The organism is Allobosea sp. LjRoot9 (assembly GCF_964252745.1).
Lineage (GTDB): Bacteria > Pseudomonadota > Alphaproteobacteria > Rhizobiales > Beijerinckiaceae > Allobosea.
Genome location: NZ_CAXUPC020000001.1, coordinates 1,166,389 through 1,191,045, shown reverse-complemented (window position 1 = coordinate 1,191,045; position 24,657 = coordinate 1,166,389). Strand labels below are relative to the sequence as shown.

The 24,657-nt window shown below is 65.2% G+C and carries 20 protein-coding genes; 13 read left to right on the top strand and 7 right to left on the bottom strand.

What is annotated here, in order from left to right; all coding sequences use genetic code 11:
• Window positions 1–69 precede the first annotated feature (69 nt).
• The gene (locus ACSQ3P_RS05625) at window positions 70–693 is read right to left on the bottom strand and encodes a cupin domain-containing protein (protein ID WP_436164603.1); all 624 of its coding nucleotides are present in this window, start codon (window positions 691–693) and stop codon (window positions 70–72) included.
• A 201-nt stretch (window positions 694–894) separates the two neighbouring features.
• Between ACSQ3P_RS05625 and ACSQ3P_RS05620 the strand changes: the two genes are divergently transcribed.
• Window positions 895–2,382: an aldehyde dehydrogenase gene (locus ACSQ3P_RS05620; protein ID WP_436164602.1), complete on the top strand. Its 1,488-nt coding sequence runs from the start codon at window positions 895–897 to the stop codon at window positions 2,380–2,382.
• A gap of 34 nt (window positions 2,383–2,416) precedes the next feature.
• Complete coding sequence (locus tag ACSQ3P_RS05615) at window positions 2,417–3,325, top strand: dihydrodipicolinate synthase family protein (RefSeq protein WP_436164601.1); 909 nt, start codon at window positions 2,417–2,419, stop codon at window positions 3,323–3,325.
• Window positions 3,326–3,349: 24 nt separating this feature from the next.
• Here ACSQ3P_RS05615 and ACSQ3P_RS05610 read toward each other — a convergent pair whose 3' ends face one another.
• Genes ACSQ3P_RS05610 through ACSQ3P_RS05600 form a run of 3 tightly spaced genes read right to left on the bottom strand, consistent with a single transcriptional unit; the run spans window position 3,350 to window position 6,330 of the window.
• On the bottom strand, window positions 3,350–4,849 hold the full coding sequence (locus ACSQ3P_RS05610; RefSeq protein WP_436164600.1) for a tripartite tricarboxylate transporter permease: 1,500 nt from the start codon (window positions 4,847–4,849) through the stop codon (window positions 3,350–3,352).
• 14 nt (window positions 4,850–4,863) lie between these two features.
• Window positions 4,864–5,313, bottom strand: a complete 450-nt coding sequence (locus ACSQ3P_RS05605; protein ID WP_436164599.1) for a tripartite tricarboxylate transporter TctB family protein — start codon at window positions 5,311–5,313, stop codon at window positions 4,864–4,866.
• A gap of 15 nt (window positions 5,314–5,328) precedes the next feature.
• The gene (locus ACSQ3P_RS05600; RefSeq protein ID WP_436164598.1) at window positions 5,329–6,330 is read right to left on the bottom strand and encodes a Bug family tripartite tricarboxylate transporter substrate binding protein; all 1,002 of its coding nucleotides are present in this window, start codon (window positions 6,328–6,330) and stop codon (window positions 5,329–5,331) included.
• A 245-nt stretch (window positions 6,331–6,575) separates the two neighbouring features.
• Here ACSQ3P_RS05600 and ACSQ3P_RS05595 point away from each other — a divergent pair, with 245 nt between their 5' ends.
• From ACSQ3P_RS05595 to ACSQ3P_RS05580, 4 genes are all read left to right on the top strand, one after another.
• Window positions 6,576–7,568: a Bug family tripartite tricarboxylate transporter substrate binding protein gene (locus ACSQ3P_RS05595; protein ID WP_436164597.1), complete on the top strand. Its 993-nt coding sequence runs from the start codon at window positions 6,576–6,578 to the stop codon at window positions 7,566–7,568.
• Between the two features lie 69 nt (window positions 7,569–7,637).
• Entirely contained in the window at window positions 7,638–8,543 is a 906-nt protein-coding gene (locus ACSQ3P_RS05590; protein ID WP_436164596.1) for a LysR substrate-binding domain-containing protein, read from the top strand.
• A 96-nt stretch (window positions 8,544–8,639) separates the two neighbouring features.
• Window positions 8,640–9,590, top strand: a complete 951-nt coding sequence (gene kdgD, locus ACSQ3P_RS05585) for a 5-dehydro-4-deoxyglucarate dehydratase (protein ID WP_436164595.1) — start codon at window positions 8,640–8,642, stop codon at window positions 9,588–9,590.
• Window positions 9,591–9,813: 223 nt separating this feature from the next.
• Window positions 9,814–10,899, top strand: coding sequence for a lactonase family protein (locus tag ACSQ3P_RS05580; protein ID WP_436164594.1), 1,086 nt, complete (start codon window positions 9,814–9,816; stop codon window positions 10,897–10,899).
• 63 nt (window positions 10,900–10,962) lie between these two features.
• On the opposite strand, the gene ACSQ3P_RS05575 is transcribed toward ACSQ3P_RS05580, so the two are convergent.
• Both ACSQ3P_RS05575 and ACSQ3P_RS05570 read right to left on the bottom strand, forming a co-directional pair.
• Complete coding sequence (locus tag ACSQ3P_RS05575) at window positions 10,963–12,513, bottom strand: cation:proton antiporter (protein ID WP_436164593.1); 1,551 nt, start codon at window positions 12,511–12,513, stop codon at window positions 10,963–10,965.
• Window positions 12,514–12,700: 187 nt separating this feature from the next.
• Complete coding sequence (locus ACSQ3P_RS05570; RefSeq protein ID WP_436164592.1) at window positions 12,701–13,705, bottom strand: LacI family DNA-binding transcriptional regulator; 1,005 nt, start codon at window positions 13,703–13,705, stop codon at window positions 12,701–12,703.
• A 185-nt stretch (window positions 13,706–13,890) separates the two neighbouring features.
• Between ACSQ3P_RS05570 and ACSQ3P_RS05565 the strand changes: the two genes are divergently transcribed.
• The 7 genes from ACSQ3P_RS05565 (at window position 13,891) to ACSQ3P_RS05535 (ending at window position 23,710) form a co-directional block, all read left to right on the top strand.
• A complete protein-coding gene (locus ACSQ3P_RS05565; protein WP_436164591.1) occupies window positions 13,891–15,171 on the top strand; it encodes an ABC transporter substrate-binding protein in 1,281 nt (426 codons plus the stop codon).
• A gap of 70 nt (window positions 15,172–15,241) precedes the next feature.
• Window positions 15,242–16,183, top strand: coding sequence for a carbohydrate ABC transporter permease (locus tag ACSQ3P_RS05560; RefSeq protein WP_436165169.1), 942 nt, complete (start codon window positions 15,242–15,244; stop codon window positions 16,181–16,183).
• The gene (locus ACSQ3P_RS05555) at window positions 16,180–17,232 is read left to right on the top strand and encodes a carbohydrate ABC transporter permease (RefSeq protein ID WP_436164590.1); all 1,053 of its coding nucleotides are present in this window, start codon (window positions 16,180–16,182) and stop codon (window positions 17,230–17,232) included. The genes ACSQ3P_RS05560 and ACSQ3P_RS05555 overlap by 4 nt, the downstream gene beginning before the upstream one ends.
• 16 nt (window positions 17,233–17,248) lie before the next feature.
• A complete protein-coding gene (locus ACSQ3P_RS05550; protein ID WP_436164589.1) occupies window positions 17,249–18,331 on the top strand; it encodes an ABC transporter ATP-binding protein in 1,083 nt (360 codons plus the stop codon).
• 51 nt (window positions 18,332–18,382) lie between these two features.
• Window positions 18,383–20,668, top strand: a complete 2,286-nt coding sequence (locus ACSQ3P_RS05545; protein WP_436164588.1) for a TIM-barrel domain-containing protein — start codon at window positions 18,383–18,385, stop codon at window positions 20,666–20,668.
• Between the two features lie 118 nt (window positions 20,669–20,786).
• Entirely contained in the window at window positions 20,787–22,334 is a 1,548-nt protein-coding gene (locus tag ACSQ3P_RS05540) for an ABC transporter substrate-binding protein (protein WP_436164587.1), read from the top strand.
• 32 nt (window positions 22,335–22,366) lie between these two features.
• Window positions 22,367–23,710, top strand: a complete 1,344-nt coding sequence (locus ACSQ3P_RS05535) for an MmgE/PrpD family protein (RefSeq protein ID WP_436164586.1) — start codon at window positions 22,367–22,369, stop codon at window positions 23,708–23,710.
• Here the strand turns inward: ACSQ3P_RS05535 and ACSQ3P_RS05530 are convergent.
• Complete coding sequence (locus ACSQ3P_RS05530; protein WP_436164585.1) at window positions 23,691–24,614, bottom strand: LysR substrate-binding domain-containing protein; 924 nt, start codon at window positions 24,612–24,614, stop codon at window positions 23,691–23,693. The genes ACSQ3P_RS05535 and ACSQ3P_RS05530 overlap by 20 nt on opposite strands.
• Window positions 24,615–24,657 lie beyond the last annotated feature (43 nt).

Here is a 24,657-nt window from a genome sequence, read left to right as displayed (position 1 = left end):
CCGGAACTATGGCAGTCGATTTTCAGGAGCGCAATTGAGATTTTCAAAATTCTGAAAATCTGAGCCGCATCAGATATCGGCGTTGACCCAGAAGACCGAGGCGGGTCGCGCCGTGACATTCGCGAAGTGATGCGGCTTGGAGCTCGAGAAGGCGAAGCAGTCGCCTTCGTTCAGGCTGTAGGTTTCGCCATCGATCTGGAGCTCCAACGTTCCCGACAGGAGAAACCCGATCTCCTCACCCTTATGCGTGTAGGGCTGCGCTCCGGAGCTGCAGCCGGGCTGGATGACCATGAAAAAACCCCTGAGCCTTTCGCTGGCTGCCGGTGAGGCGATGTCCTTCCGGATGCCGTCGATGTCGAGCAATCGCGAGCGCTGGCCAGCGCGGACGATATACTGGCTTTCGGTACCTTTTGAGGTGTTTTGCGAGGGATCGATGAGCCAGGCCGGCATGACGCCGAGCGCATTCGCGACCGTGTAGACGGTCCGGACAGTCGGCGAGACGAGGCCGCGCTCAAGCTGCGACAAGGTACCGATGGAGACGCCTGTCGCCTTCGACAGCTCCGTCAGCGTCATGCCCGCCTTCGATCTCAGATCGCGGATGCGCTGCCCCAGCTTCTGCGTCTCGTCATCGGGATCGGTCGTGCTGGGCGCTGCGCGCGAGGCGCTGTCGTCGACGATCTTGATCTGCGGCATTGACGGGACGCATCCATGGCTCGGCCGCCGCTGCTCCGGTCGCGGCGGCGGGGTCTCACACGCTATACGGATAACGGCATATCATGAAGATGCCAAACCAATTTTCAGAAAACGAAAAATTTGTACTAGAGCGGGCCAGGGAAACTTCCTATCGTCGGGCTCCGCCGGCCGATTGGCTGGGCCCTTTCCGGAAAGATATCCATGTCCGCTTCGATCGACTGGCACGCCCGCGCCGCGGCGCTCTCCATCAATGGTCAGGCTTTCATCGGTGGTCACTATCTGCCCTCCCTGTCCGGTTCCACATTCGCCTGCGTCAACCCCGCGACCGGCAAGGTTCTGACCCAGGTCGCAGCCTGCGAGGCGGAGGATGTCGACCGCGCGGTTGCCGTCGCACGCAAGGCTTTCGAGTCCGGCGTCTGGTCTCGCATGGCGCCCCGCGAGCGCAAGACACGGCTCGCCGCCTTCGCAGACCTGATCTCGGCGCACACCGAAGAGCTCGCGCTGCTCGAGACGCTCGACATGGGCAAGCCGATCCGCGACAGCCTGGCTGTCGACCTGCCGCTCTCAGCGCAGTGCATCCGCTGGTACGCCGAGGCGATCGACAAGGTCTATGATGAGATCGCGCCAACGCCGCCGACGGCAATCTCCTTGATCAGGCGCGAGCCGCTCGGCGTGGTGGCCGCGGTCGTGCCGTGGAATTTCCCGCTGCTGATGGCGGCCTGGAAGATCGGCCCGATCCTGGCAGCTGGCAATTCCCTCATTCTCAAGCCGGCCGAGCAATCCTCACTGACCGCGATCAAGCTCGCGGAACTGGCGACGCAGGCAGGCATCCCCGACGGCGTCTTCAATGTGCTGCCCGGCTATGGCGAGAAAGCTGGCCGGGCGCTCGGCCTGCACATGGATGTCGATGCGGTGGCCTTTACCGGCTCGACCGAGGTCGGGAAATACTTCCTGCAGTACTCCGGTCAGTCCAACATGAAGCGGATCGGTCTGGAATGCGGTGGCAAGAGCCCCAACATCATCCTTGCCGATGCGCCCGATCTCGACGCTGCCGCGACCGCCGCTGCCTGGGGCATCTTCTATAACCAGGGCGAGGTCTGCAATGCCGGCTCCCGCCTGATCATCGAGCAGAGCGTCAAAGATCAGGTCGTCGAGAAGGTCATGGCGGTCGGCGCGGCGATCAAGGTCGGCGACCCGCTCGATGCCACGACCGAGATGGGTGCAATGGTCGATGCCGGCCAGACCGAGCGCGTGATGGCCTATATCGAGAAGGGCAGGGCTGAGGGCGCCAGGCTGCGGCTCGGCGGCAAGCGTATCGCCGGCGAGGGCTGTTTCATCGAGGCGACCCTGTTCGACGATGTGACGAGCGGCATGACGATCGCCCAGGAGGAGATCTTCGGCCCGGTGCTCGCCACCATCGCGGCCAAGGATCTCGATGAGGCTGTCGCGATCGCCAACGACACGATCTACGGGCTGGCGGCCGCCGTCTGGACCCGTGACATCAACAAGGCCTTCAAGGCGTCCTCGGCGCTGCGCGCCGGCGTGGTCTGGGTCAACTGCTTCGATCACGGCGACATCTCGTCCCCCTTCGGCGGCTTCAAGCAGTCCGGCTTCGGCCGCGACAAATCCCTGCACGCGCTTGAGAAATACACCGAGCTGAAGGCCACCTGGATCCATCTCGGCAATTGAGATTCCGGCAACTGAGAACGACAGCGAGCGCATGATGGCTGATCTGATGTTCCGCGGCCTGATCCCCGCCTTTCCCACGCCCTTGAAGGCTGACGGTTCGATCGACGAGAACGGGCTGGAGCGCATCGTCGCCTATCAGATCGAGAAGGGTGCATCAGGCCTCGTGCCGCTTGGCGGCACCGGCGAAGCGACGGCGCTGACGGCAGCTGCGCGCAAGCGCGTGCTGGAGGTCACCGTATCCGCTGCGGCCAGGCGCGTGCCGATCATCGCCGGCGTGCTCGATCCGGGCCTGGGTGGAGCACTCGATACCGGGCGGCTTTACCGCGAGGCTGGTGCCGACGGCCTCATGGTGATCCCGCCTTATTATACGCGGGCTGATCAGGAGGGCGTGCTGCGCTATTTCCGGGCGCTGGCGCCTGAGCTCAAGCTGCCGATCATCTTCTACGACAATCCCTATCGTGCCCACATCGTCACGGCGCCTGCGACGATCGCACGGATGGAGGCGGAGCGTCTCATCGTCGGCATGAAGGCCTCCAACACCGATCTCTACCATCTCGACCAGCTGTCGAAGCTGGTCAGCGATACGTTCTGCCTGCTGAGCGGCCAGGACACTTTGTTCGTCCAGCAGGTAATCCTGGGCGCGAAGGGCGGCATCCTGACCTCCGCATCGCTGCTCCCGGACTATTGGGCGAATGTCCAGATGCTTGCCGAGACCGGGCGAGTCAGCGAAGCGCTGGCGGCCCAGGGGCGCTTGAACCCGCTGATGGACGCCCTGTTCTCGGAGCAGTTCCCCGAAGGCGTGCGCCGCGCCTTTGCGATGCTCGGGCTGCCGATCGGCCGGTCCTTGCCGCCGGTGGGGGAATTGTCCGCGGGAGGAGAGGCAAAGCTGCAGGACGCGGTGAATGCGCTCATCGCGGCAGGAGCATTGCAGAAGATCAGCTGATCGCCTTCATTCGCCGGCTACAGATCATTCGGCGAGTGCTTCCTTGCGCGTCTTCAGGATCGCCGGAGACAGGAGAGCGAGCAGAAGGACAGCGACGACAGCGAGCAATACGGCGCTGATCGGCCGGGACAGGAACACGGAAAAATCCCCATCCGACAACAGCATGGCGCGGCGGAAATTCTCCTCGAGCTGCGGGCCCAGAACCAGGCCCAGCAGCAGCGGCGCCGGCTCGACCCCGACCTTGATGAAGAAGTATCCGATGCCGGCGCAAGCCAGCATCAACCAGACATTGAACAGGCTGTTGGCGATGCCATAGGTGCCGATGCAGCAGAACAGCACGATCGCCGGGAACAGCAGGCGATAGGGGATCTTCAGCATCGAGACCCAGAGGCCGACCAGCGGCAGGTTGATCACCAACAGCATCAGATTGCCGACCCACATCGAGGCGATGACGCCCCAGACGAGTTTGGGCTGCTCGGTCATGATCTGCGGGCCGGGCTGGATGCCTTGCATCATCAGGGCGCCGATCATCAGCGCCATCAGCGCATTGGCGGGAATGCCGAGCGTCAGCAAGGGGATGAAGCTCGTCTGCGCGCCGGCGTTGTTGGCGGCCTCGGGCCCGGCGACACCCTCGATCGCGCCCTTGCCGAAGCGAGAGGGATCCTTGGCGAGCTTCTTCTCCAGCGCATAGGAGGAGAAGGGCGGCAACGCCGCGCCACCACCCGGCAATACGCCCAGCACCGAGCCCAGCAGCGTGCCGCGCACCATGGCCGGAAAGGCAGCCCGCAGATCAGCCCGGCTCGGGATCAGATCGCGGATCGACTGGCTGACGACGCGGCGCTCGGACGGTCTTTCCAGATTGGCGATGATCTCGCCGAGGCCGAACAGCCCCATGGCAACCGGCACGAAATCGATTCCATCAGACAATTCGGCGACGCCGAAGGTCATGCGCGCGGCGCCCGACGAGACATCGATGCCGATGAGGCCGAGCAGGAGGCCGAGCAGCACCATCGCCAGCGACTTGGCGACCGAGCCATGCGCCAGCACGACGGCGGCGATCAGCCCGAGCACGAGCAGGCTGAAATACTCGACCGCGGTGAATTTCAGCGCCAGCACCGAGAGCGGAACGCTCAGCACCGCGATGATGACGGTCGCAACCGTGCCGGCGAAGAAGGAGGCGATCGCCGCAATGGCGAGCGCCGTTCCGGCCTTGCCCTGCTTGGCCATCTCGTGGCCGTCGATGCAGGTCACCACGGAAGAGGTTTCGCCCGGCACATTGACCAGGATGGCGGTGGTCGAGCCGCCATATTGCGCGCCGTAATAGATGCCGGCCAGCATGATCATGGAGCCGGCCGGGGTCAGCCCGAACGTGAAGGGCAGAAGCAACGCGATCGTCGGAATCGGCCCGATGCCGGGCAGCACGCCGATCGCCGTTCCGATCACCACCCCGATCAGGCACAAGCCGAGATTATTGAGCTCGAGCGCCGTCGAGAGACCCATCAGCAGATTGTCGAAGAGTTCCATCGGTCGGTGAGCCTTCAGCGCGGCCAGAGCGGAACCGGCAGCGCCAGAACCTTGATGAAGAGGATGGCCGCCGCGCAGGAGAGCAGCAGCGCGAAGGGGACCGTCTCGCGAAGGCGTCCTTCGCGGGTGGCGAAACCGGCGAGGATCACGGTGACGACCGAGGCGATGGCAAGCCCCAGCCGCTCCGCCGTCAGCGCGAAGATGCCGACCGCGCCGAGCACGGCGAGCAGCGAGCGGATCTGCACGGGCGCGATCACCGGACCTGCCCGCCTCGCCCCGCGAGCGCAGAAGAACAGGCCGAAGCCGAGCAGCCCGAATGAGACGACACGCGGCATGTAGCCCGGCCCCATATCCGCGGCATTGCCGACGACGAGGTGGCGGGTCGTAATCAACGCAGCCGCCGCCACCGCGACGAGGAACAGGCCGAAGAGCAAATCCTGCCAGTCGATCCGGGAACGGGTCATCGGCCAGGCTCCAGCTCAGCTACCTTTGATGCCGGCTTCACGGATGATGCCGCCCCAGCGGGTGGTCGCATCCTTCAGCCAGGCGGAGAAATCGGCAGGCGAGCCGGCCCGGACGACACCGCCCTGTTCGGCGATCCTGGCCTTGATGTCGGGCGTCTCGAGGATCTTGCCGATCTCCGCGTTGAGGCGCGTGATCATCGCAGGCGGAGTGCCGGCCGTGGTCAGGATGCCTTGCCAGGTGCCGGCATCGCCGCCGGGCAGCCCGGATTCCTTGAAGGTCGGCAGCCCCGCGACGCGCTCCTCGCCGGTGACGGCGAGGCCGACGAGCTGCTTGTTGGCGACGAAGGGCAGTGTCGCAGTCGATCCATTGATGATGACGCCGCTCTCGCCGGAGACCACGGCGCGCGAGGCCGCAGCCCCGCCCTTATAGGGCACGTTCTTCCACTGGATGCCGAGCTCCTTCGCCATGGAGACAGCAGTGATGTGGTTGGCAGCACCCACACCTGAGTTTGCGACGGCGAGCTTGTTTGGATTGGCTTTGGCGTAGGCGATCAACTCCTGCGCGGTCTTCGCCGGAATGGATTCATGCACCGCCAGGACATAAGGGCCGAACATAACCATCGAGACCGGCGCCAGATCCTTGTTGGGATCATAGGTCAGGTCCGAGAACAGGCTGGGCGCCGTCGCGAGCGAACCGACATCCATCAGCAGCAAGGTGTGGCCGTCGGGCAGCGCCTTGGCGACGGCATCGGCGCCGAGATTGCCGGCGGCGCCGGGCTTGTTCTCGATCACCACGGGTTGGCCGATCGCCGCCGAGAGCTTGGGGCCGATCAGGCGCGCCAGGATGTCCGAGGTTCCGCCGGGCGCGAAGGGCACGATGAGGCGGACGGGGCGCTCGAAATTCTGGGCCGCGGCAGGGTGGATCGCGAATACGACGCCGGCAAGCGCCGCGAGGGCAAGGCCTTTTGTGGCAATCGCGGACAGGCGGGACGGTGATCTGAATATGGATCTGGACATGATTTCCTCCGGTGGGGTGCAGACCGGCCCGGACCGGCCGGGCAACGAGCGTGCAGGCAGTCTTGAGAGCTGCCTTGTCAGCCTGGAGGATAGGTCAGGCACGATGCGCCAATGAGTTAGATTGGCAATGGAACGATATCTTTTTTGGATCGCACAATAGCGCGAATGGGCTTGTGGTCCCTTCGACCTCGCCTACTCTCGGGCGCAGACGGCAAAAGCCGCGCTGCCTGTCCTGGGAGGGAAACATGAAACGATCGATCACGCGCCGGGCGGCGCTCAGTCTGCTTGGCGGTGGGCTTGCTACGCCCCTCATCGCGCGCCGTGGCCTGGCCCAGGCCTATCCGGCAAAGCCCGTGACGGTGATCATCCCCTTCGGCGCCGGCGGCACGACCGATCTGATCGGGCGCATCATCTGCGAGAAGCTGTCGCAGCGCATGGGCAAGTCCTTCGTCATCGAGAACCGGGCCGGGGCCGGCGGCAACACCGGCGTCGCGGCTCTCGCCCATGCCACGCCCGATGGCTACACCATCGGCATGACGACCGTCGCCACGCACGGCATCAATCCAAACCTCTTCAAGGACAAGCTGCCCTTCAAGGCGCTCGAGGATTTCGAGTTCCTGTCGCTGGCCTCCTCACAGCCGAATTTCATGTGCTGCCACCCCTCTTTACCTGCGCAGAACGTCGCGGAGTTCATCGCCTATCTGAAGGCCAATCCCGGCAAGGAGACATTTGCGTCCTCGGGGCTGGGCACCTCCATCCATCTCTGCGGCGAGCTGTTCATGCAGCTCGCGGGCGTGAAAATGCAGCACGTCACCTATCGATCCTCCGGCGCATTGATGCAGGATGTCATCGCCGGCAACGTCAAGATAACCTTCGACAATTTCACCTCGCCCTATCCGCATTACAAGGCCGGCGCCGTGCGCGGGCTTGCCGTCACCACGACGCAGCGGCCCAAGATCGCGCCCGAGATTCCAGCCCTCTCCGAGACGCTGCCGGGCTTCGACATCGCCTCCTGGAACGGCTTCCTCGCTCCGAAAGGGACGTCCAAGGAGATCTGCGACAGGCTCGTTGCCGAGCTGCAGGCCGTGCTGAAAGACCCGTCCGTGACCTCGCGCTTCGAGGAGCTCGGTGCGGCGACGACGCCTTCCAGCGGAGAAGGGGCCAGGGCGAAATCGACCGCCGAGATCGCCAAGTTCAAGGACATCATTGAAAAGGCCGGGATTAGCATCCAGAACTGACGCCGAGCCTCGCCCGGGATGCGGCACGGGCAGCCGATGCGACACGGGCAGTCTTGGGAGAGGCGGAGCATGTTCGAGCTGAGCCAGCTGCGCTGCTTCGTCGCCGTCGCGGAGGAGCTGCATTTCGGCCGCGCCGCCGTGCGGCTGAACATGACGCAGCCGCCGCTCAGCCGCCAGATCCAGATCCTCGAGCGGGTGCTCGACGTGATATTGCTGGAACGCAGCAACCGCACGGTGAAGCTGACGCCGGCGGGCCAAAGCTTCCTGGCCGAAGCGCGTCGCCTGCTCAAACTCGCCGAGAGCGCGGCGCTGCTTGCAAAGCGCGTCGCCAATGGCAAGGCCGGCTCGATCAATATCGGCTTCACCGCGACCTCGGCCTATTCCTATGTGCCCGAACTCGTGGCGGCCTGCCGGCGTGAATTGCCCGATGTCGAGGTCTCGCTAAAGGAGATGGTCAGCGGCGACCAGCTCAAGCGGCTCGATTCCGGCGAGATCGACATCGGCCTGCTGCGCCCGCCGATTCCGCGCAACGGCCTGCGCGCCTTTCGGGTCACGGCCGAGCCATTGATCGCGGCCGTGCCGTCAGGGCACGCGCTGGCGCGGGGCGAGACGGTTCTGCTCGATGACCTCGTGCGCGAGCCCTTCATCATGTATGCGCCCTATGAGGCGCGCTATTTTCACGATCTCCTGGTCGAGCTGTTCTCGCGCACCGGTCTGGTACCGAACTATGTCCAGCATCTCGCTCAGATCCACTCGATCCTGGCCATGGTCCATTCCGGCGTCGGTGTCGCGCTCGTGCCGGAGACGGCAATGAACCTGCATTTCAGCGGCGTCGCGCTGCGCCGGATCGAGTTGCCACGGCAGCGGCCGGCCGAGCTCTTCTTCGTCAGCCGCGACGACAACGACAATCCGCTGCTGCCGATCATCGCTGCGCTCGCAAAGGGGCTCGCGCAAGATCTGCCAAGGACCGGCTGAACGATCCAATCAATGGATCGACCGATACAGTGATTGGTCTCCATCGGCATCGTTCTTGATCTACTCCTTCGTCTGATTTCAGCGAAGGACGCGACCATGAGCAAGATGACCCCGCAGGAGATGGCAAGGCATATCGGCAACGGCCTGCTGTCCTTTCCCGTCACGCCCTTCACGGCCGGCAATGTCTTCGACGAGGCGCGCTACCGCTCCAATCTCGACTGGCTTTGCGGCTACGACGTCGCCGGGCTGTTCGCGGCGGGAGGCACGGGCGAGTTCTTCTCGCTCTCTCCGGCCGAGGTCGTGAAGGTCGTGGCGACGGCGGTTGCCGAGACCAAGGGCAGGGTGCCGGTGCTTGCCGGTGTCGGCTATGGCACGCAGATCGCCACAGAGCTCGCCGTCGGCGTCGAACAGGCCGGCGCCGACGGCATCCTGCTGCTGCCGCCCTATCTCGTCTTCTCCGAGCAGGAGGGGCTGGCTGCCCATATCGATGCGGTCTGCAAGGCGACGAAGCTCGGTGTCATCGTCTACAACCGCGACAACGCCATCGTCAGCGAGGAGACGCTGGCGAAGCTCTGCGAGCACAATCCGAACCTGGTCGGCTACAAGGATGGCATCGGCGATATCGAGCTGATGACCCGCATCCATCTGCGCATGGGCGACCGGCTGACCTATATCGGCGGCCTGCCCACGGCGGAGACCTTCGCGCTGCCCTATCTCGAAATGGGCGTCACCACCTATTCCTCGGCGGTGTTCAACTTCGTCCCGCATTTCTCGACCAAGTTCTACGCAGCGGTGCGCCGCCGCGACCGCGAAACCGTGCAGGCGGGCCTGCGCGACTTCATCCTGCCGCTGATCGCGATCCGCAACCGCAAGCGCGGCTATGCGGTCTCGATCATCAAGGCGGGCATGAAGGTGATCGGCCGCGATTCAGGCCCGGTGCGCAGCCCGCTGACCGATCTGAGCGAGAGCGAGACGGCGGAACTCGCGGCGCTCGTCGCTCGGCTCGACCAAGGCGAGTTCGCAGCGCGCGAACTCGCGGCCGCCTGATCGTCCTCGGCTACCGGAAGTGCTTGCCGCCACGCCCCTCCGGGCGTGGCGGCAATGCGTTTTGATATGCGGCCATGCCGTGTCCGCGATACGCCGATTGGATTGATCGATGCGCGCTTTGAGCTGTCCAGCAGCTTGCGCATCTCCTTAAGCTGCTCTGGTCAGGCAAATGACCGCCACCGCGAAGACGGCCGGCGAAAACATAGAAGTCCAGGGGATGGAAATGAACCCAAGCACAACGATCGGCGCCGCAGTCGCGCTCGCCACGATCCTGGCCGCGGGACCCGTATCCGCCAGGACGATGGTCTACATCTCGAATGCCGACAGCCGCGAGATCAGCGTGCTGGAGCTCGATGCGCAGGCTGGCGAGTTGAAGCCCGTACAGACGGTCGCAGTGACGGGGACCGCGATGCCGATGGCGATCTCACCTGACCGGCGTCAGCTCTATGTTTCGCTGCGCTCGCAGCCCTTCTCGGTCAGTTCCTTCGCCATCGATCAGCAGAGCGGAAAGCTCGATCTGCTCTCGACCGTGCCGTTGCCCGACAACATGGCGTATATTTCCACCGACCGGAGCGGCCGCTTCCTGCTCAGCGCCTCCTATACCGGCGACAAGATCGCGATCAATCCGATCGGCCCGCAAGGCTTCGTCCAAGGCGAGCCGGTGCAGGTGGTGCAGACGCGCAAGAATGCGCACGCCATTCTGACCGACCGCTCCAACAGCCATGTCTTCGCCAGCAATCTCGGCGGCGATATCCTGCTGCAATACCGCTTCGATGCCACGACCGGGCGGGTTGCGCCGAACGATCCGCCCTTCGTCGAAACGAAGCCTGGAGCCGGTCCGCGCCATTTCGTTTTCCACCCGAATGACCGGTTCGTCTATCTGGTCAACGAACTCGACGGCACGCTGAACAGCTATCGCTTCGATGCGAGCAAGGGCACGCTCGCGGCCGCTGGCAGCCAGAGCATCATGCCGCCCGGTTTCTCAGGCGGAGCCCCAGCCAGCGCCGAAATCCGGATCACGCCGGATGGTCGCTTGCTCTACGCTTCGGAGCGCACCTCGAACACGATTGCCGCCTTTCGGGCCAATGGCGAGACCGGAGCGCTGACGCCGGCCGGCCACTTCGCGACGGAGACGCAACCTCGCGGCTTCAATATCGATCCGCGGGGCCGTTTCCTGATCGCGGCCGGGCAGAAATCCGATTCCGCAACGCTTTACGCGATCGATGCGGAATCCGGTGCATTGAAAGTGTTGAAGCGATATCCACTCGGCAAGAATCCGAACTGGGTGGAAATCGTCGATCTGCCCTGATCCCGTCATCCGCGGCGACTTCGCCATCCCGGGCGAGGAGGCGGAGCGGCATCTGCAGGCGCGCTATTGGCGCTCCTGTGCGGGCAAGGAGCTGAGCTCCAGCCAGTCGAGTTCCGCCTCGACGCATCGATAGGCGTCGTCGCCGATGGTTCCGGCGTTGCGGAGCGCATCGAGCGCATCGCGCGCCACGGCCACCACACGGCGGCGCAAATCATTCTCCGGCGTGTCGAGCGGGTCATGCCCTTGCTGGGCGAGAGTCAGCGCTTCGCCATACTCGATGGAGAGGCGCTGGGCGGCAGGTGAGGCGTCGCGCTCCAGTTCCGTGAGTGCGGCTCCAAGCGCGGCCTTCCGTGCCAGGCGAAGCTCGGTATCCACAACCGCATCCTTCGGCAGGCGCAACAGGATGAGGAGTGGGCGCAGCGTGATGCCCTGGATCACGAGGGTTCCCAGAACGACGACGAAGGCGGCGAGCTGGATGAAGTCGCGATAGGGAAATCCGGCAGGGAGCGCCATGGCGGCCGCCAGGGTGACGATACCGCGCATGCCCGACCAGCCGATCACCAGACCTCCCTTCGCACTTGGCGGCGGCATCGCGGATGTGGCGGGTGGCGCCCCGAACAGGTGGTTCTTCCATTCCACCAGCATGTGATGCGTCATCACCCAGGCGATGCGAACGACGATCACCGTCGCCAGGACGGCAAGCGAGGCGCCGAGATAGCGCAGGCGTTCGGCATCGCTGAGCGGTTCGAGGATAGGGCGGATCTGCAGACCGATGAGCGTGAACGCCAATACGTTCAACACGACGGTCGCCGATTCCCAGATGGCGAAGGACGGCACGCGCAGCCGCGCCGGCATTGGCGGGCCCGACCGCCACGCCATCGTCAGCCCATAGACGACGATGGTCACGACCCCGGAAAGTCCGAGATGTTCGGCAAGGAGCCATATACTGAAGGTCGTGACGAACTGGAAAATGACGGAGCTCGGCGCATCCTCGATGAGCCCGATCAATCGGCCGACCGGCCACACCAGCGCCCAGCCGACCAGCACACTGCCAAAGACGACGAGGGCGAAGGTCGGCAGCGCATCCGTGACAGCGAAGCTGCCTGCCACGACGGCTCCCACGGCCAGCTTGTAGATCAGCAGCGCCGAGGCGTCGTTGAGCAGGCTTTCCCCTTCCAGCACCATCCTGATGCGGTGCGGTGGATCCACCTGCTTCAGGACGGCCAGCGCCGCGACGGCGTCCGGAGGCGCGAGCAGCGCGCCGAGCGCGATCGCTGCTGGCCATGGGAAATCCGGGAAGATGGCGCGAGCGACAAGCGCGACGATCACGGTGGTGAGGCCAACTGCGGCCAGCACGAGCGACAGGATCGGCGCCCAGTTGTTGTGAAGATCGCGCAGCGAGGTGTCATAGGCGGCATCGAGCAGCACGGGCGCGACGAAGAGGGCGAGGATGAGTTCCGGCGGCAGATCGAGCCGCGGCGCGCCCGGCAGGAACGCGACCGCGGCGCCCGCCAAGGCGAGGAGCGTCGGGTAGGGGATGTTCAGCCGCTTCGCGACCGCCGACAGGATCGTCGCTCCCAGCAGAAGGACAAGGATGGTCTCGAAGATGAGCATGAGGCGACGATCTTTTCCTGGGCGCTCTGCATGGACAGGAATACCGGGCTTTAGGCGAGGTCGCATACCCCTTTGCATGCGCCTGCGAGGCGCCCGCTGAAGGAAGGCGCTGCCGCGGGCGCCGTAGTTTCCGTGCCGGTTGCCGTGGGCGCCTGATCCGTCGATCCGGCGCATGTCTCCTTGCCGATCAGAGCTCCAGGGAATGCGGCAACAGGATATCCTCCGGCATCGTACCGCCCCAGAGCGCCGTGAGCTGCTCGACGACCTTCGCGCCGAAATCGGGGTAGGGGATATGGACCGAGGTCAGCCAGGGCGCGATCCAGGCGTTGAGCGGGTTGTTGTCGATGCCGATGAGGAGACAGGTTTCGGGGATGGCCACGCCACGCTCGACGGCCAATCTGTAGGCGCCGTAGGCCATCATGTCGCTGACGCAGAGCAGGCCTTTCGGCCAGCCCCCGGCACAAGCCGAGACAAGAGCCCGCGCCGCGTCATAGCCGACCTGAAGATGCGACAATCCCGGCGCCGAAGCACGCCGGATGCGGTCGGCCTCGACACCGCGGTCGATCAATCGCTCGACGAAACCGGCAACGCGCTCCGCCGTCGATGACGAGCCCTGTGCAGGAAAGATCACGGCCGGTTCGGTGATCGCGCGCGCCAGGCAATAATCGGCGGCAGCAGCGCCCGCGGCGTGGTTGTCGATGCCGACATAGGCGCCACCCTCGGGATTGCGGCGACTGACGAAGACGATTGGCTCTCCGCGTGCGAGCGCGTCGCTTAGCGCCGGGCTCGTGACGGCACTCACCAGGACATAGCCCTGCACCAGCTGCGAGCGCATGGCCTGCAGGTATTCGTCCTGCAGATCGGCGCGATCATGCGTGTCGCACAGGATCATGACGTAGCCGGCCGCACGCAGCGCCGCTTCCGTCGACACCGCGATGGCCGCCATGGCCGGATTGTCGAGGTTGGGGGCGAGCATTGCGATGACGCGGCTCTGGCGCCGACGCAGCGCACGCCCGACATGGTTGGGCTGGTAGCCAAGCGCGACGACGGCCGCCTGTACGCGCGTCACCGTCTGAGCCGAGGCCCGCCGCGTCTCGCCATTCACGATCCGGGAGACGGTGGCGACCGAAACCCCTGCCTCGGCGGCAACAGTCGCAAGCGAAACCTGGGCGGCAGACACGGGTCTTTGCATCGGCTCCAATCGATTCCCATGCCGGCAAGATGCGCCGAAACGAGCATGTACCAGCCTCACATTATCATCGAGACCTGTCTTTCAATGCCTCGTCACGCCGCCGTTGACAAGTTAGGCAAACGTTTGCCTAATACGCGCAAGGCATCCAGCTGAGATGCCAGGAACGATCCCGGGATGGAACGCAGATGACAATGAGAGCATGGGTTTCTGCCTTGGCCGTCGTGGCAGGGCTTCTGGCGGTCGATGTCGCTCAGGCGCAGACCACCGTGCGCATGAGCTGGTATTCCGACGGCAATGAGGGCGAGGTCGTCGCCGATCTCCTCAAGCGCTTCGAGGCCCAGAACAAGGACATCAAGATCGTCCTCGATCAGGTGCCCTACAAGGCAATCAACGAGAATCTGCCGGTCCAGCTCGCCTCGGGGCAGGGGCCGGACATCGCCCGTGTCGTCGATCTCGGCGGCATCGCCCGCTATGCGCTCGATCTGCGGCCCTATCTGAAGGACGCCGCTTATTGGGACGCCAATTTCGGCCCGTTCCTGGAGTGGATGCGTCCGCAGGGCGACACCAACTCCATCCCCGGCTTCATGACGCAGCTCACCGTCACCGGCCCCTTCGTCAACAAGACATTGTTCGAGCAGGCCGGCATCGCACTGCCCGGCGCCAAGGCGACATGGGAAGACTGGGCCAAGGCGACGAAGGATGTCGCCGCCAAGGTGCAGGCGCCGTTCCCCATCGCCATGGACCGTTCGGGCCACCGCTTCTTCGGTCTGGCGATCTCGGAAGGCGCGAAGCTGTTCGATGCCAAGGGCGAGCCCGCGGTGATCGATGACGGGTTCAAGCGCGCGGCGCAGCTCGTCTATGACTGGCACAAGAGCGGCGTCATGGCCAAGGAGCTCTGGGGCTCGGTCTCGGGGGCGGCCTATCGCGGCGCCAATGACGAGTTCAAGAACGCCCAGGTCGTGATGTACATGTCCGGCTCCTGGCAGATCGCCCAGTTCGACAAGACGGTCGGCAATGCTTTCGACTGGGTCGCGGTGCCGACGCCATGCGGCCCCGCCGGATGCACGGCGATGCCGGGCGGCGCCGGGCTCGTCGCCATCAAGACGACGAAGAACCCCGCAGCCGTCGCCAGAGTCATGGAATATCTCGCCAGCGAGCCGGTGCTGAGCGAATTCTACAGCCGCTCGCTCTTCGTTCCCGGCCATATCGGCATCGCGGCGAAGGGGCTGGACTACAAGGATGCGAGCCCGTTGGCGAAGGCCTCGCTCAAGGTCTTTTCCGACCAGGTCGCGGGCCTGTCGCCGGTTGCCTACAAGCTGCAGGGCTATGCCAACAACCGCATCATCTTCAATGCGGTGATCAGCCGTGTCGGCCAGGCGATCTCGGGCGAAACCACGCTGGACGAGGCCTATAAGCGGATCGCCTCCGACGTCGAGCAGCAGATCGCCGAGCGCAACAAGAAGTAGCCCGGTGACACCTCCGCTTTCCCTCCGCCGCAGCACCGCCCGCTGGCTCGGCCTGTTCGTCGCGGCGCTGATGCGGCTGATCGACTGGCCGATGCGGGGGCTGCAGCGGCTCCTCGGCGAGCGGCGGATGGCCTATGTCTTCCTGCTGCCGAACCTGGTCTTCTTCTCGCTCTTCGTCTTCCTGCCGCTCATCATCAACGTCGTCTTCTCGGTGACGGGCGGGCCGGCCCTGTTCCCGTCGGAGCGGCCCTATGTCGGGGGTGGGCAGTACGCCTATCTCTTCGACTGCGACAGCTTCCTCGACCCCGGCTCGTGCCGGGAGGACCATTTCTGGCGCGGCGTCGCCAATACGCTGCGCTTCACGACATTCCAGGTCGTCGCCATGGTGCTGTTCTCGCTGGTCACCGCGGTGGTGCTCAATATGCGCATCCGCGGCCGCGGCTTCTTTCGCGCCGTCTATTTCTTCCCGGTCCTGCTCTCGCCCGTCGTGGTGGCGCTGATCTGGAAGTGGATCCTGCAGCGCGACGGCTTGCTCAATGCCGGCCTCACTGCGCTCGGCGGCCAGAAGATCCTGTTCTTCATCGATCCGGGTTGGGCAATGTTCTGGGCGGTCTTCGTCTCGATCTGGGCCCATATGGGCTTCTACACGCTGATCCTGCTCGCCGGCCTCCAGGCGATTCCCGCCGATCTCTACGAGGCGGCGGAAATGGATGCGACGCCGCGCTGGCGCGCCTTCTGGCGCATCACCTTGCCGCTGCTCTGGCCCAATCTCGTCGTCGTCATCGTGCTGGCGCTGATCCGCGGCGTGCAGACCTTCGACGAAGTCTTCGTGCTGACGGGGGGCGGGCCGGGCACAGCGACGCTGATGGTCGTGCAGTACATCTACGAGACGGCCTTTTCCAATCAGGTCCAGAATTTCGGGCTGGCGGCGGCAGCCTCGGTGGTGCTCGGCATCCTGCTGTTCGGGCTGACGCTGGCGCAATTGGCAGCGAGCCGGAGGAGGTCGGCATGAATCGTGTCGCGCGCCTCCTGCAGGTCCGGCGCAAATCCGGGCGCTGGCATTGGACCGATATCGCCGCCTACACCTATCTGGCGCTCGGCGTCGTGCTGATGTTCGGGCCCGTGCTCTGGCTCGTGTTGTCCTCCTTCAAGACGCAGGCCGGCCTGCTGGAGTTCCCACCCTCGCTGCTGCCGATGTCGCAGCGCGAGGTCGTGGTACAGGGCTTTCCGCAGCCTTTGCCGCTCTTCAGCGCAACGCTCGATGACGGCTCGACCAGGGTTCTGGCCCAGGTCCGGCGCATCGGCATCGTCGCGCAGATGGTCGATCCGGAGAGCCCGGCCCAGCAGTTCCGGATACCGATCGACAAGCGCATACCGGTGCGCGAATTCAAGCTGGCGACGGAGAACTATACCGAGCCGCTCGAACGCTTCGCCTTCGCGCGCTTCCTCGGCAACTCCGTCTTCGTCACGGTGGTGGCGACGCTGATCACGCTGCTGATCAACTCGATGGCCGCCTATGCCCTCTCGATCTACGAGTTCAAGGGCAAGAACGCCGCGATGCTGATGGTGGTCGGCACGCTGATGATCCCGATCACCGTCATCCTGGTGCCGGTCTATCTGGTGATCACCGAACTCGGCCTGGTCAATTCGCTCTGGGCCGTGATCCTGCCGGGCGCCGCGACACCGACCGGCGTCTTCCTGCTGCGGCAATACATGCTGACCCTGCCGCGCGACCTGATCGAAGCCGCGCGCATGGACAAGGCTTCGGAGTGGCAGATCTATTGGCGCATCGTGATGCCGCTCGCCATGCCGGCGCTCGCCGTGCTCGCGATCTTCTCGATCATGTGGCGCTGGAACGAGTTCCTCTGGCCGCTCGCGGTCTTGACCAAGACCGAGGTCCATACGCTGCAGATCGGCCTCAACGCCTTCCAGGGCGAGTTGCAGACGCAATGGCACTATTTGCTCGCCATGACGGTGGCGACGCTGGCGCCTGTCGCGCTGGTCTTCGTCTTCCTGCAGCGCTTCATCACCACCGGCATCGCCAATACGGGAATGAAATGACCGGAACGGGTTCTCCATGGCTGAACTGACGCTCAGCGGCATCACCAAATCCTTCGGCGCGACAACGGTGATCCATGCCGTCGACCTGCATGTCGCGGATGGCGAATTCGTCGTCTTCGTCGGCCCGTCCGGCTGCGGCAAGTCGACCTTGCTGCGCATCATCGCCGGGCTGGAGGAAGTCACGACGGGGTCGATCGCGATCGATGGCGCCGACGTCACCGGGCGGCCGGCCTCCGAGCGCGGGCTCGCGATGGTGTTCCAGTCCTATGCGCTCTATCCGCATATGAGCGTCTACAAGAACATGGCCTTCGCTCTTGAGAATATGGGCCTGAAGGCGCCCGAGATCGACGCCAGGGTGCGCCGCGCCGCGACCATGCTGCGCCTGACCGACTATCTCGAGCGCAAGCCCAAGGCGCTCTCGGGCGGGCAGCGCCAGCGCGTCGCCATCGGCCGCGCCATCGTGCGCGATCCAAAAATCTTCCTATTCGACGAGCCTTTGTCGAATCTCGACGCCGAATTGCGCGTCGCCACGCGCAAGGAACTTGCCGGCCTGCATGCCGAACTCGGCGGCACGATGATCTATGTCACTCATGATCAGGTCGAGGCGATGACGCTGGCCGACCGTATCGTCGTGCTCCAAAGCGGGCGCATCGAGCAGATCGGCACCCCGCTCGAGCTCTACAACAGGCCCGACAACCTCTTCGTCGCCGGCTTCATCGGCTCGCCGCGCATGAACCTGCTGCCGGCGCGCGCTGCAGGGCAGGGGACCGTCGCTGTGGGGGAGACCGGGCAAGCGGTGGAGCTGGGTCGCGAAACCGCGCTCACGGCTGGGACCTCCGTAACCCTCGGCATCAGGCCGGAGCACATCGCTCTTGCCGGGGAGGGCGAGGCGGGTCTCGCCATGACGGTCGATCTCGTCGAACGGCTCGGCGGGGAAAGTTATCTCTACGGCTCCGCTCCCGGGCTGCCGCAGATCACCGTGCGGCTGGACGGGCAGACGAGCCATGGCCGGGGCGACCACGTCGCCCTGCGTTTCCAGCCGGCGCATGTGCATCTGTTCGATGCGGCCGGCAAAGCTCTGCGGCCCGACCGCGCCTGACCGCCGCCGCGCAAACCTTCATTCTCTTATCTGTCCTGCTGGAGCCCCGTGATGAAAGCCCTGACGCAAGGCCGTTATATCGGCCGCGATGGAGAAGCCGCCCTGTTCGATGTCGGGCTCGGCAACACCATTGCCGTCCGCATTCTCGAAGGCGATATCGGCCGGGTCACATTGAAGCCGCAGGACGGCTATCGGCTCGACCGCGGCTGGTCGATCGCGCCCGGCGGGCTGGAGCCGTCCTATGAGGGGCGTCCGCGCGACGATCTGTCGGGTTTCGCGAACCCGCAGGCGAGCGTCGGAGAGAGCGAGGGCAGGGTGGTGCTGTCAGTCGGCGGCCTTTCCGCCGAGATCACGCTCGAACCCTTCGGCATCGCCTGGCGGCGGGTGGGTGAGGAAACGCCCTTCCTGCGCGACCGGCCGACCCAGGCCTATCTTGCTTCGCCTCGCACCGGCGCCGTCGCGCATTACATGGCGCGCGATTATCACGAGCGGCATTATGGCCTCGGCGACAAGGCCGGCCCGCTCGACCGCACCGGCCGGCGCTTCGCCATCGATGCCGTCGACCCTTGCGGCTTCGACGCCGAGCTCAGCGACCCGCTCTACAAGATGCTGCCGTTTTTCATCGTCGACGGCCCGCAAGGCGCCCATGGCGTGTTCTATGACAACCTCGCCACCGGCTCTGTCGACCTCGGCTGCACGCTCGACAATTATCACGGCCTGTTCCGCTCCTGGCGCGGCGACGATGGCGACCTCGACTATTACGTCCTGGCCGGCCCGACCGTGCCGGCGGTGACGCGCCGCTTCTCCTGGCTCACCGGCGGGCAGGCCTTCGCGCCGCGCTGGTCCTTCGGCTTCGGCGTGACGTCCATGGCGATCGCCGATGCGCCCGATGCCGATGCCCGCATCAGCGATTTCATCGGCAAATGCGAGACACACCGCATTCCCTGCGACAGCTTCCATTTCGGCTCGGGCTACACGCAGATCGGCCATCGCCGCTACGCCTTCAACTGGAACCGCGACAAATTCCCCGATCCGGCCGCGACGATGGCGCGGCTGAAGCAGGCGGGCCTGCAACCGGTCGCCAATCTGAAGCCCTGCCTGCTCGACGACCATCCGCGGCTCGCGGAGGCATTGGACCAAGGCATCCTGGTGAAGGACGGCAAGACCGGGGAGCCGGCGGTCGCGCAGTTCTGGGATGGCCTGGGCTTCCACATCGACTTCACCAATCCGGCTGGCCGGGCCTGGTGGCGCAACGGCATCGAGACCGCGTTGCTCGACTACGGCTTCACCACCGTCTGGAACGACAACAACGAATACGAGATCTGGGATGAGGACGCGCTCTGCCATGGCGATGGCCGCCCGTTCCGGCAGGCCCTGGCGCGCCCGGCCCATGCGCTGCTGATGACCAAGCTTTCCTATGAGGCGCAAGCGGCGCGCGCGCCCGGCAAGCGGCAATATTCGGTCACGCGCGGCGGCGGCGCCGGCATCGCCCGCTACAGCCAGACCTGGTCCGGCGACAACGAGACCGCCTGGAAGACGCTGCGCTACAACCTCACCCAGGGGCTCAATATGAGTCTGTCGGGCATGTTCAGCATCGGCCATGATGTCGGCGGCTTCCACGGGCCGACGCCCGGTCCCGAGCTGTTCGTGCGCTTCAACGAGTTCTGCGCGCTCTGGCCGCGCATGGTGATGAACTCCTGGAACGATGACGGCGTCGTCAACCTGCCCTGGATGTATCCGCAGGTGGTCCCGCAGGTGCGCGAGGCGATCGGCCTGCGCTACCGGCTGATGCCCTATCTCTATACCCAGATGTGGCGCGCCAGCCGCGACAACGAGCCCGCCGTGCGCCCGCTCTTTTACGATTTCCCCGATGATCCGGCGGTGCGCGGCATCGATGACGCCTTCATGCTCGGCCCCGACATCCTGGTCGCGCCGGTACTGGAGGAGGGCGCGACACAGCGTGAGGTCAGCCTGCCCAGCCATCCCGGCGGTTGGTATGACTGGCATGGCGGCCAGCATTATCGCGGTGGCAGCGTGGTCAGCGTCGCAGCGCCGCTCGGGCGCCTGCCGCTCTTCATCCGTGCCGGCGCCATCATTCCGGTCGGCGATGCGGAGGGGCTGAGCCCGGTGCGGGAGCTGCTTGCCTTCGGCGCGGATACGGACACGCGCGGCGAGCTTTACGAGGATGATGGCGAGACCACCGGCTGGCGCGACGGCAGCGGCCTGCTCAGGAGCTTCTCAATCAAGGGCGGCGTTCTCTCGGTCCGCAGCGAGGGCCAGTATCGCCCCGACCTTGATACGATCCCGGTGCGGAGCATGGGCGAGGCACAGCCTTAGGCTGCTTGCCCCACGGCTATAACCCTGCGGAATGATCCATCCCCGATTTCGACTTGGACAGCTTGGGATAGTCGCCCCCACTATTCCGTCCAAATAACGGAATAGTGGGGATCGAACGATGAAGCCGTCTGTTTTGGGGCTCGCGAGCCTGATTCTGATCGCCTGCCTGCCGGGCGCGGGCTCGGCCCAGGAAAGCTTGCTACGCGTTGCAGGCGATGGCGATGTCTCGACGCTCGACGCCCATCGCGCCAGCGCCACCAGCGACAAGACGCTGGTCGGCTGGATCTATAACGGCCTCGTCCGTTTCAAGCCGGGCAGCGCCGACCCGAAGGACCTCGAACCCGATCTCGCCGAACGCTGGGAGACCTCCGCCGACGGAAAGACTTGGACCTTCCATCTGCGCCAGGGCGTGAAGTTCCAAGGTGATTGGGGCACGCTCAGCGCCGACGACGTCGTCTATTCGTTGCAGCGCTCGGCCGATCCCAAACGCTCGACCTTTTCCTCGGATTTCTCGGCAGTCGAGAGGGTGGAGAAGGTCGATGACCTCACCGTCCGCATCACGCTGAAATATGCCGATGTCAATTTCCTCGGCCGCGTCTCCAACTATCACGGCGGCAATATCGTCAGCCGCAAGGCAGCGGAGGAACTGGGCGACAAATTCGGCACGAAGCCGGTCGGCACCGGCCCCTTCGCCTTCGTCGAGCAAGTGACGCAGCAATATGTGAAGCTCACGGCCCATCCCGGTTATTTCCGCGGCAAGCCGAAGATCGACACGATCATGGTGCGCGTGATCCCTTCCGACAGCGCCCGCGAACTCGCCTTCACCTCCGGCGAAATCGACCTGATGTATGGCAAGCGCGAGCAGCGCTGGGTGGATGCCGCCCGCCGCCGGCCCGGCTTCAACGTCGAGATCTTCCGGCCCGGCGAATACCGGCTCCTGCATATCAACCAGAGCATGCCGCCGCTCGACGATATCCGCGTGCGCCGCGCCATCGCGGCCGCGATCAATGTCGACGACCTCGTGCGCTATGTCGGCAAGGATGTTGGTCCCAAGGGCTGTTCCGTCGTTCCGCCGGGCTATCTCGGGGAAGACTGCTCGGTCCGCTACAGCTTCGATCTCGCCAAGGCGAAGGCGCTGCTGGCCGAAGCCGGCCACAAGGACGGCATCACGATCAAGGCCATCGTCTCCAATATCTCGGCGCAGCAGCCCTTCATGGAGATCATGCAGGCGCAGCTCGCCAAGGCCGGGATCAAGCTCGAAATGCAGGTCGTCGACCACCCGACCTATCAGAGCCAGACCCGCAAGGATCTGAGCGCTCTCGTCTTCTACGGCGCGGCGCGCTTCCCCATAGCCGACACCTATCTCAGCGAGTTCTTCCACTCGCGCGCCACCGTGGGCACGCCGACCGCCGCGACGAATTTCTCGCATTGCGCCGTCGCGGACAAGGACATCGAGCAGGCCCGCACCGCGCCCGACGCCGAAGCCCAGAAGGCTCTCTGGAAGGAAGCGCAGCGGAAGATCATGGAGAATGTCTGCGCCATTCCCCTGTTCGAACTGCGTCAGGTCTGGGCCCGCAGCGACCGGCTCGATTTCGGCTACGAGCTGAAGGGCGCGCTGAACCTCGCGCCGCCGATCACCGAGGCCACGACGCTGAAGCCGCGCTGAGAGCGGCAGCAGTGACGGATGGCGCGCTCGCCATGGCGACATCGCGCCAACTCGCGGACTACGTCGCCGCTGCCGGCAGGCAAGTGCTGACGAATGATCTGCGCGAGGCCGCTTGCCGTAGCATCCTCGACCTCGTCATCGCGGCCGCCGCCGGGATCGCTGCGCCCGGACCGCGAGCGGTTCGCCAGGTGGCACAGCTGACGATGGCGGGCGGGGCGCTTCCGGTCTGGTTCTCCGGGCAGACAGCCGGCCTCGCCGGAGCGGTCTGGTGCAACACCTCCGCCGCGGCCGCGCTCGATCTCGATGACGGCCACCGCTTAGCGCGCGGCCATCCCGGTGCGGCCGTCATCCCAGCGGCCGCCGCCGCCGCGCAGGAGACGGACGCGACGACAGAGGACCTGCTCCGGGCAATCGTCGTCGGCTACGAGGTCGGCGTCGCAGTCGGGGCCGCGCGGCGCTTCTATGCCAATACCGGCATGTGGTCGGGCTATGGCGTGGTCGCGGCGCTCGGATGTCTCAGGCGCACGCCCCCCGAACAGCTGGCCCATGCCTTCGCCATCGCCGGCATGAGCGCTCCCAACCAGCTCCATGCCGGGGCCGGGCCGGCTTTTCGCGCGCAGGAAGGCAGCGACGTCAAGGAAGGCATACCCTGGTCGAGCCTGACTGCGCTCAATGCACTCCTGCTCGCCGAGGCCGGTCATACCGGGCCGCTCGGCCTGCTCGACAATGAGGAGCATTTCCGCCTGGAGGGGCTGGTCGGCGGCCTCGGCCGGCAGGGCTATGTCGCCCGCACCTACATGAAGTTCCATGCCTGCTGCCGGCATGTCCATGCGCCGGTCGAAGCACTGCTCGGCCTGCTCGCCCGGCATCGCATCGATCCACACCGCATCGATGCAATCGAGGTTGCGACCTATAGCGGCGCCCTGCGCCTCGCCAACCGGCCACATCCCCAGGGCTTCACCGATATCCAGTTCTCGATTCCCTACTGCCTCGGCCTGGTCGCTATAGATGGACCGGACGCCTTGCTGCCGCTGACGGAAGCCGCCCTCGACCGATCCGACATCGTCGCCCTCGCGGAAAAGGTCTCGCTGCGTCTCGATCCCGAGCTCGACGCCCGTTTTCCGGCCGAGACGCTGTCGCGCGTCGCCATCCACGCTGGCGGGCGCGAATTCGTCTCGCCCGTCACTGCGCCGCGCGGCGAAGCATCCGCGCCGCCGTCATGGCTCGATCTCGAAGACAAGCTCCGGAACGGCTGCCGCCTCGTTGCGACGCCGGCGCAGCAGGACCAGTTGCTCGCCGCCTCCAGCCGGTTGCGAGAGGGCGACCATGCTCCGCTGCTGGATGCATTCGCGACGATCAGGCTCCGCTCGGAGTGAGGATCGTTCGCGAAATCTCGGCCGCGGCTTCCCGCGCGCCGTCCAGGAAGGCATCGACGAGCCGGGCGTTGCGGCTGTCGCGGATGCGGCAGAGCTGGAAGTCGAGCTGAACGGCCGGCTCGAAGCCTCGTATCGCCACCTTGCCGCGCAAGCCGCCGACGGCCGATGGATGAACCAAGGATACGCCGATGCCGGCGGCCACGAACTCGCACAGCGTCGGTGAAATGCTCACGACCATGACGATCTCGGGTGCTACTCCGTGAGCCTCGAAAACCTGCCCGATGCGCCGGCTCGTAAAACTCTCCGGATCGAATGAGATGAAGGCGGTTCCGTCGAGATCCTGCGGCGTGATCACGCTCTTTTTTGTCAACGGGTGGTCGAGCGGCAGGATGCAGACGAGTGGATGAGCCATCAGCGGCTCGGAGACGATGTATGGATTGTCGATCGGTGCGACGGTGAATCCGACGTCGAGCTTTCGGGTCACGAGCCCATCGGCGATCCATTGTGAGCTGCGCGACTGCACCGAGCAGAACACACCCGGCTGGCGGGCGAGAAAGCGCGTGGTCGCCTCCCTTATGAAGGCACCCGAGAGTGCCGGCATGACGCCGATCAGCAGGCGGCTCTGCTCGTCGCGGCGGATCGCCTCGACCGCATTCTCGACCTGACGCACGCCGGCGAAGATCCGGTCGATCTCCTCATAGAGCCGCATTCCGCGCCGGGTCAGCACGAGCCGTCCCTTGACGCGGTCGAACAGCTGCAGAGCCGTGTCCTCCTCCAGATGGGCGATCAGCTTGCTCATGGCCGGCTGCGAGATGTTCATCATCTCGGCCGCGCGGCTGACCGTGCCGTATTCGATCACCGCCTTGAAGGCCTCGACTTGCCGAAGATTGAGCCGTCGCGCCATTACATAACCCTGGAGAATAGCATCGAGAGAAAAACGACTTTGA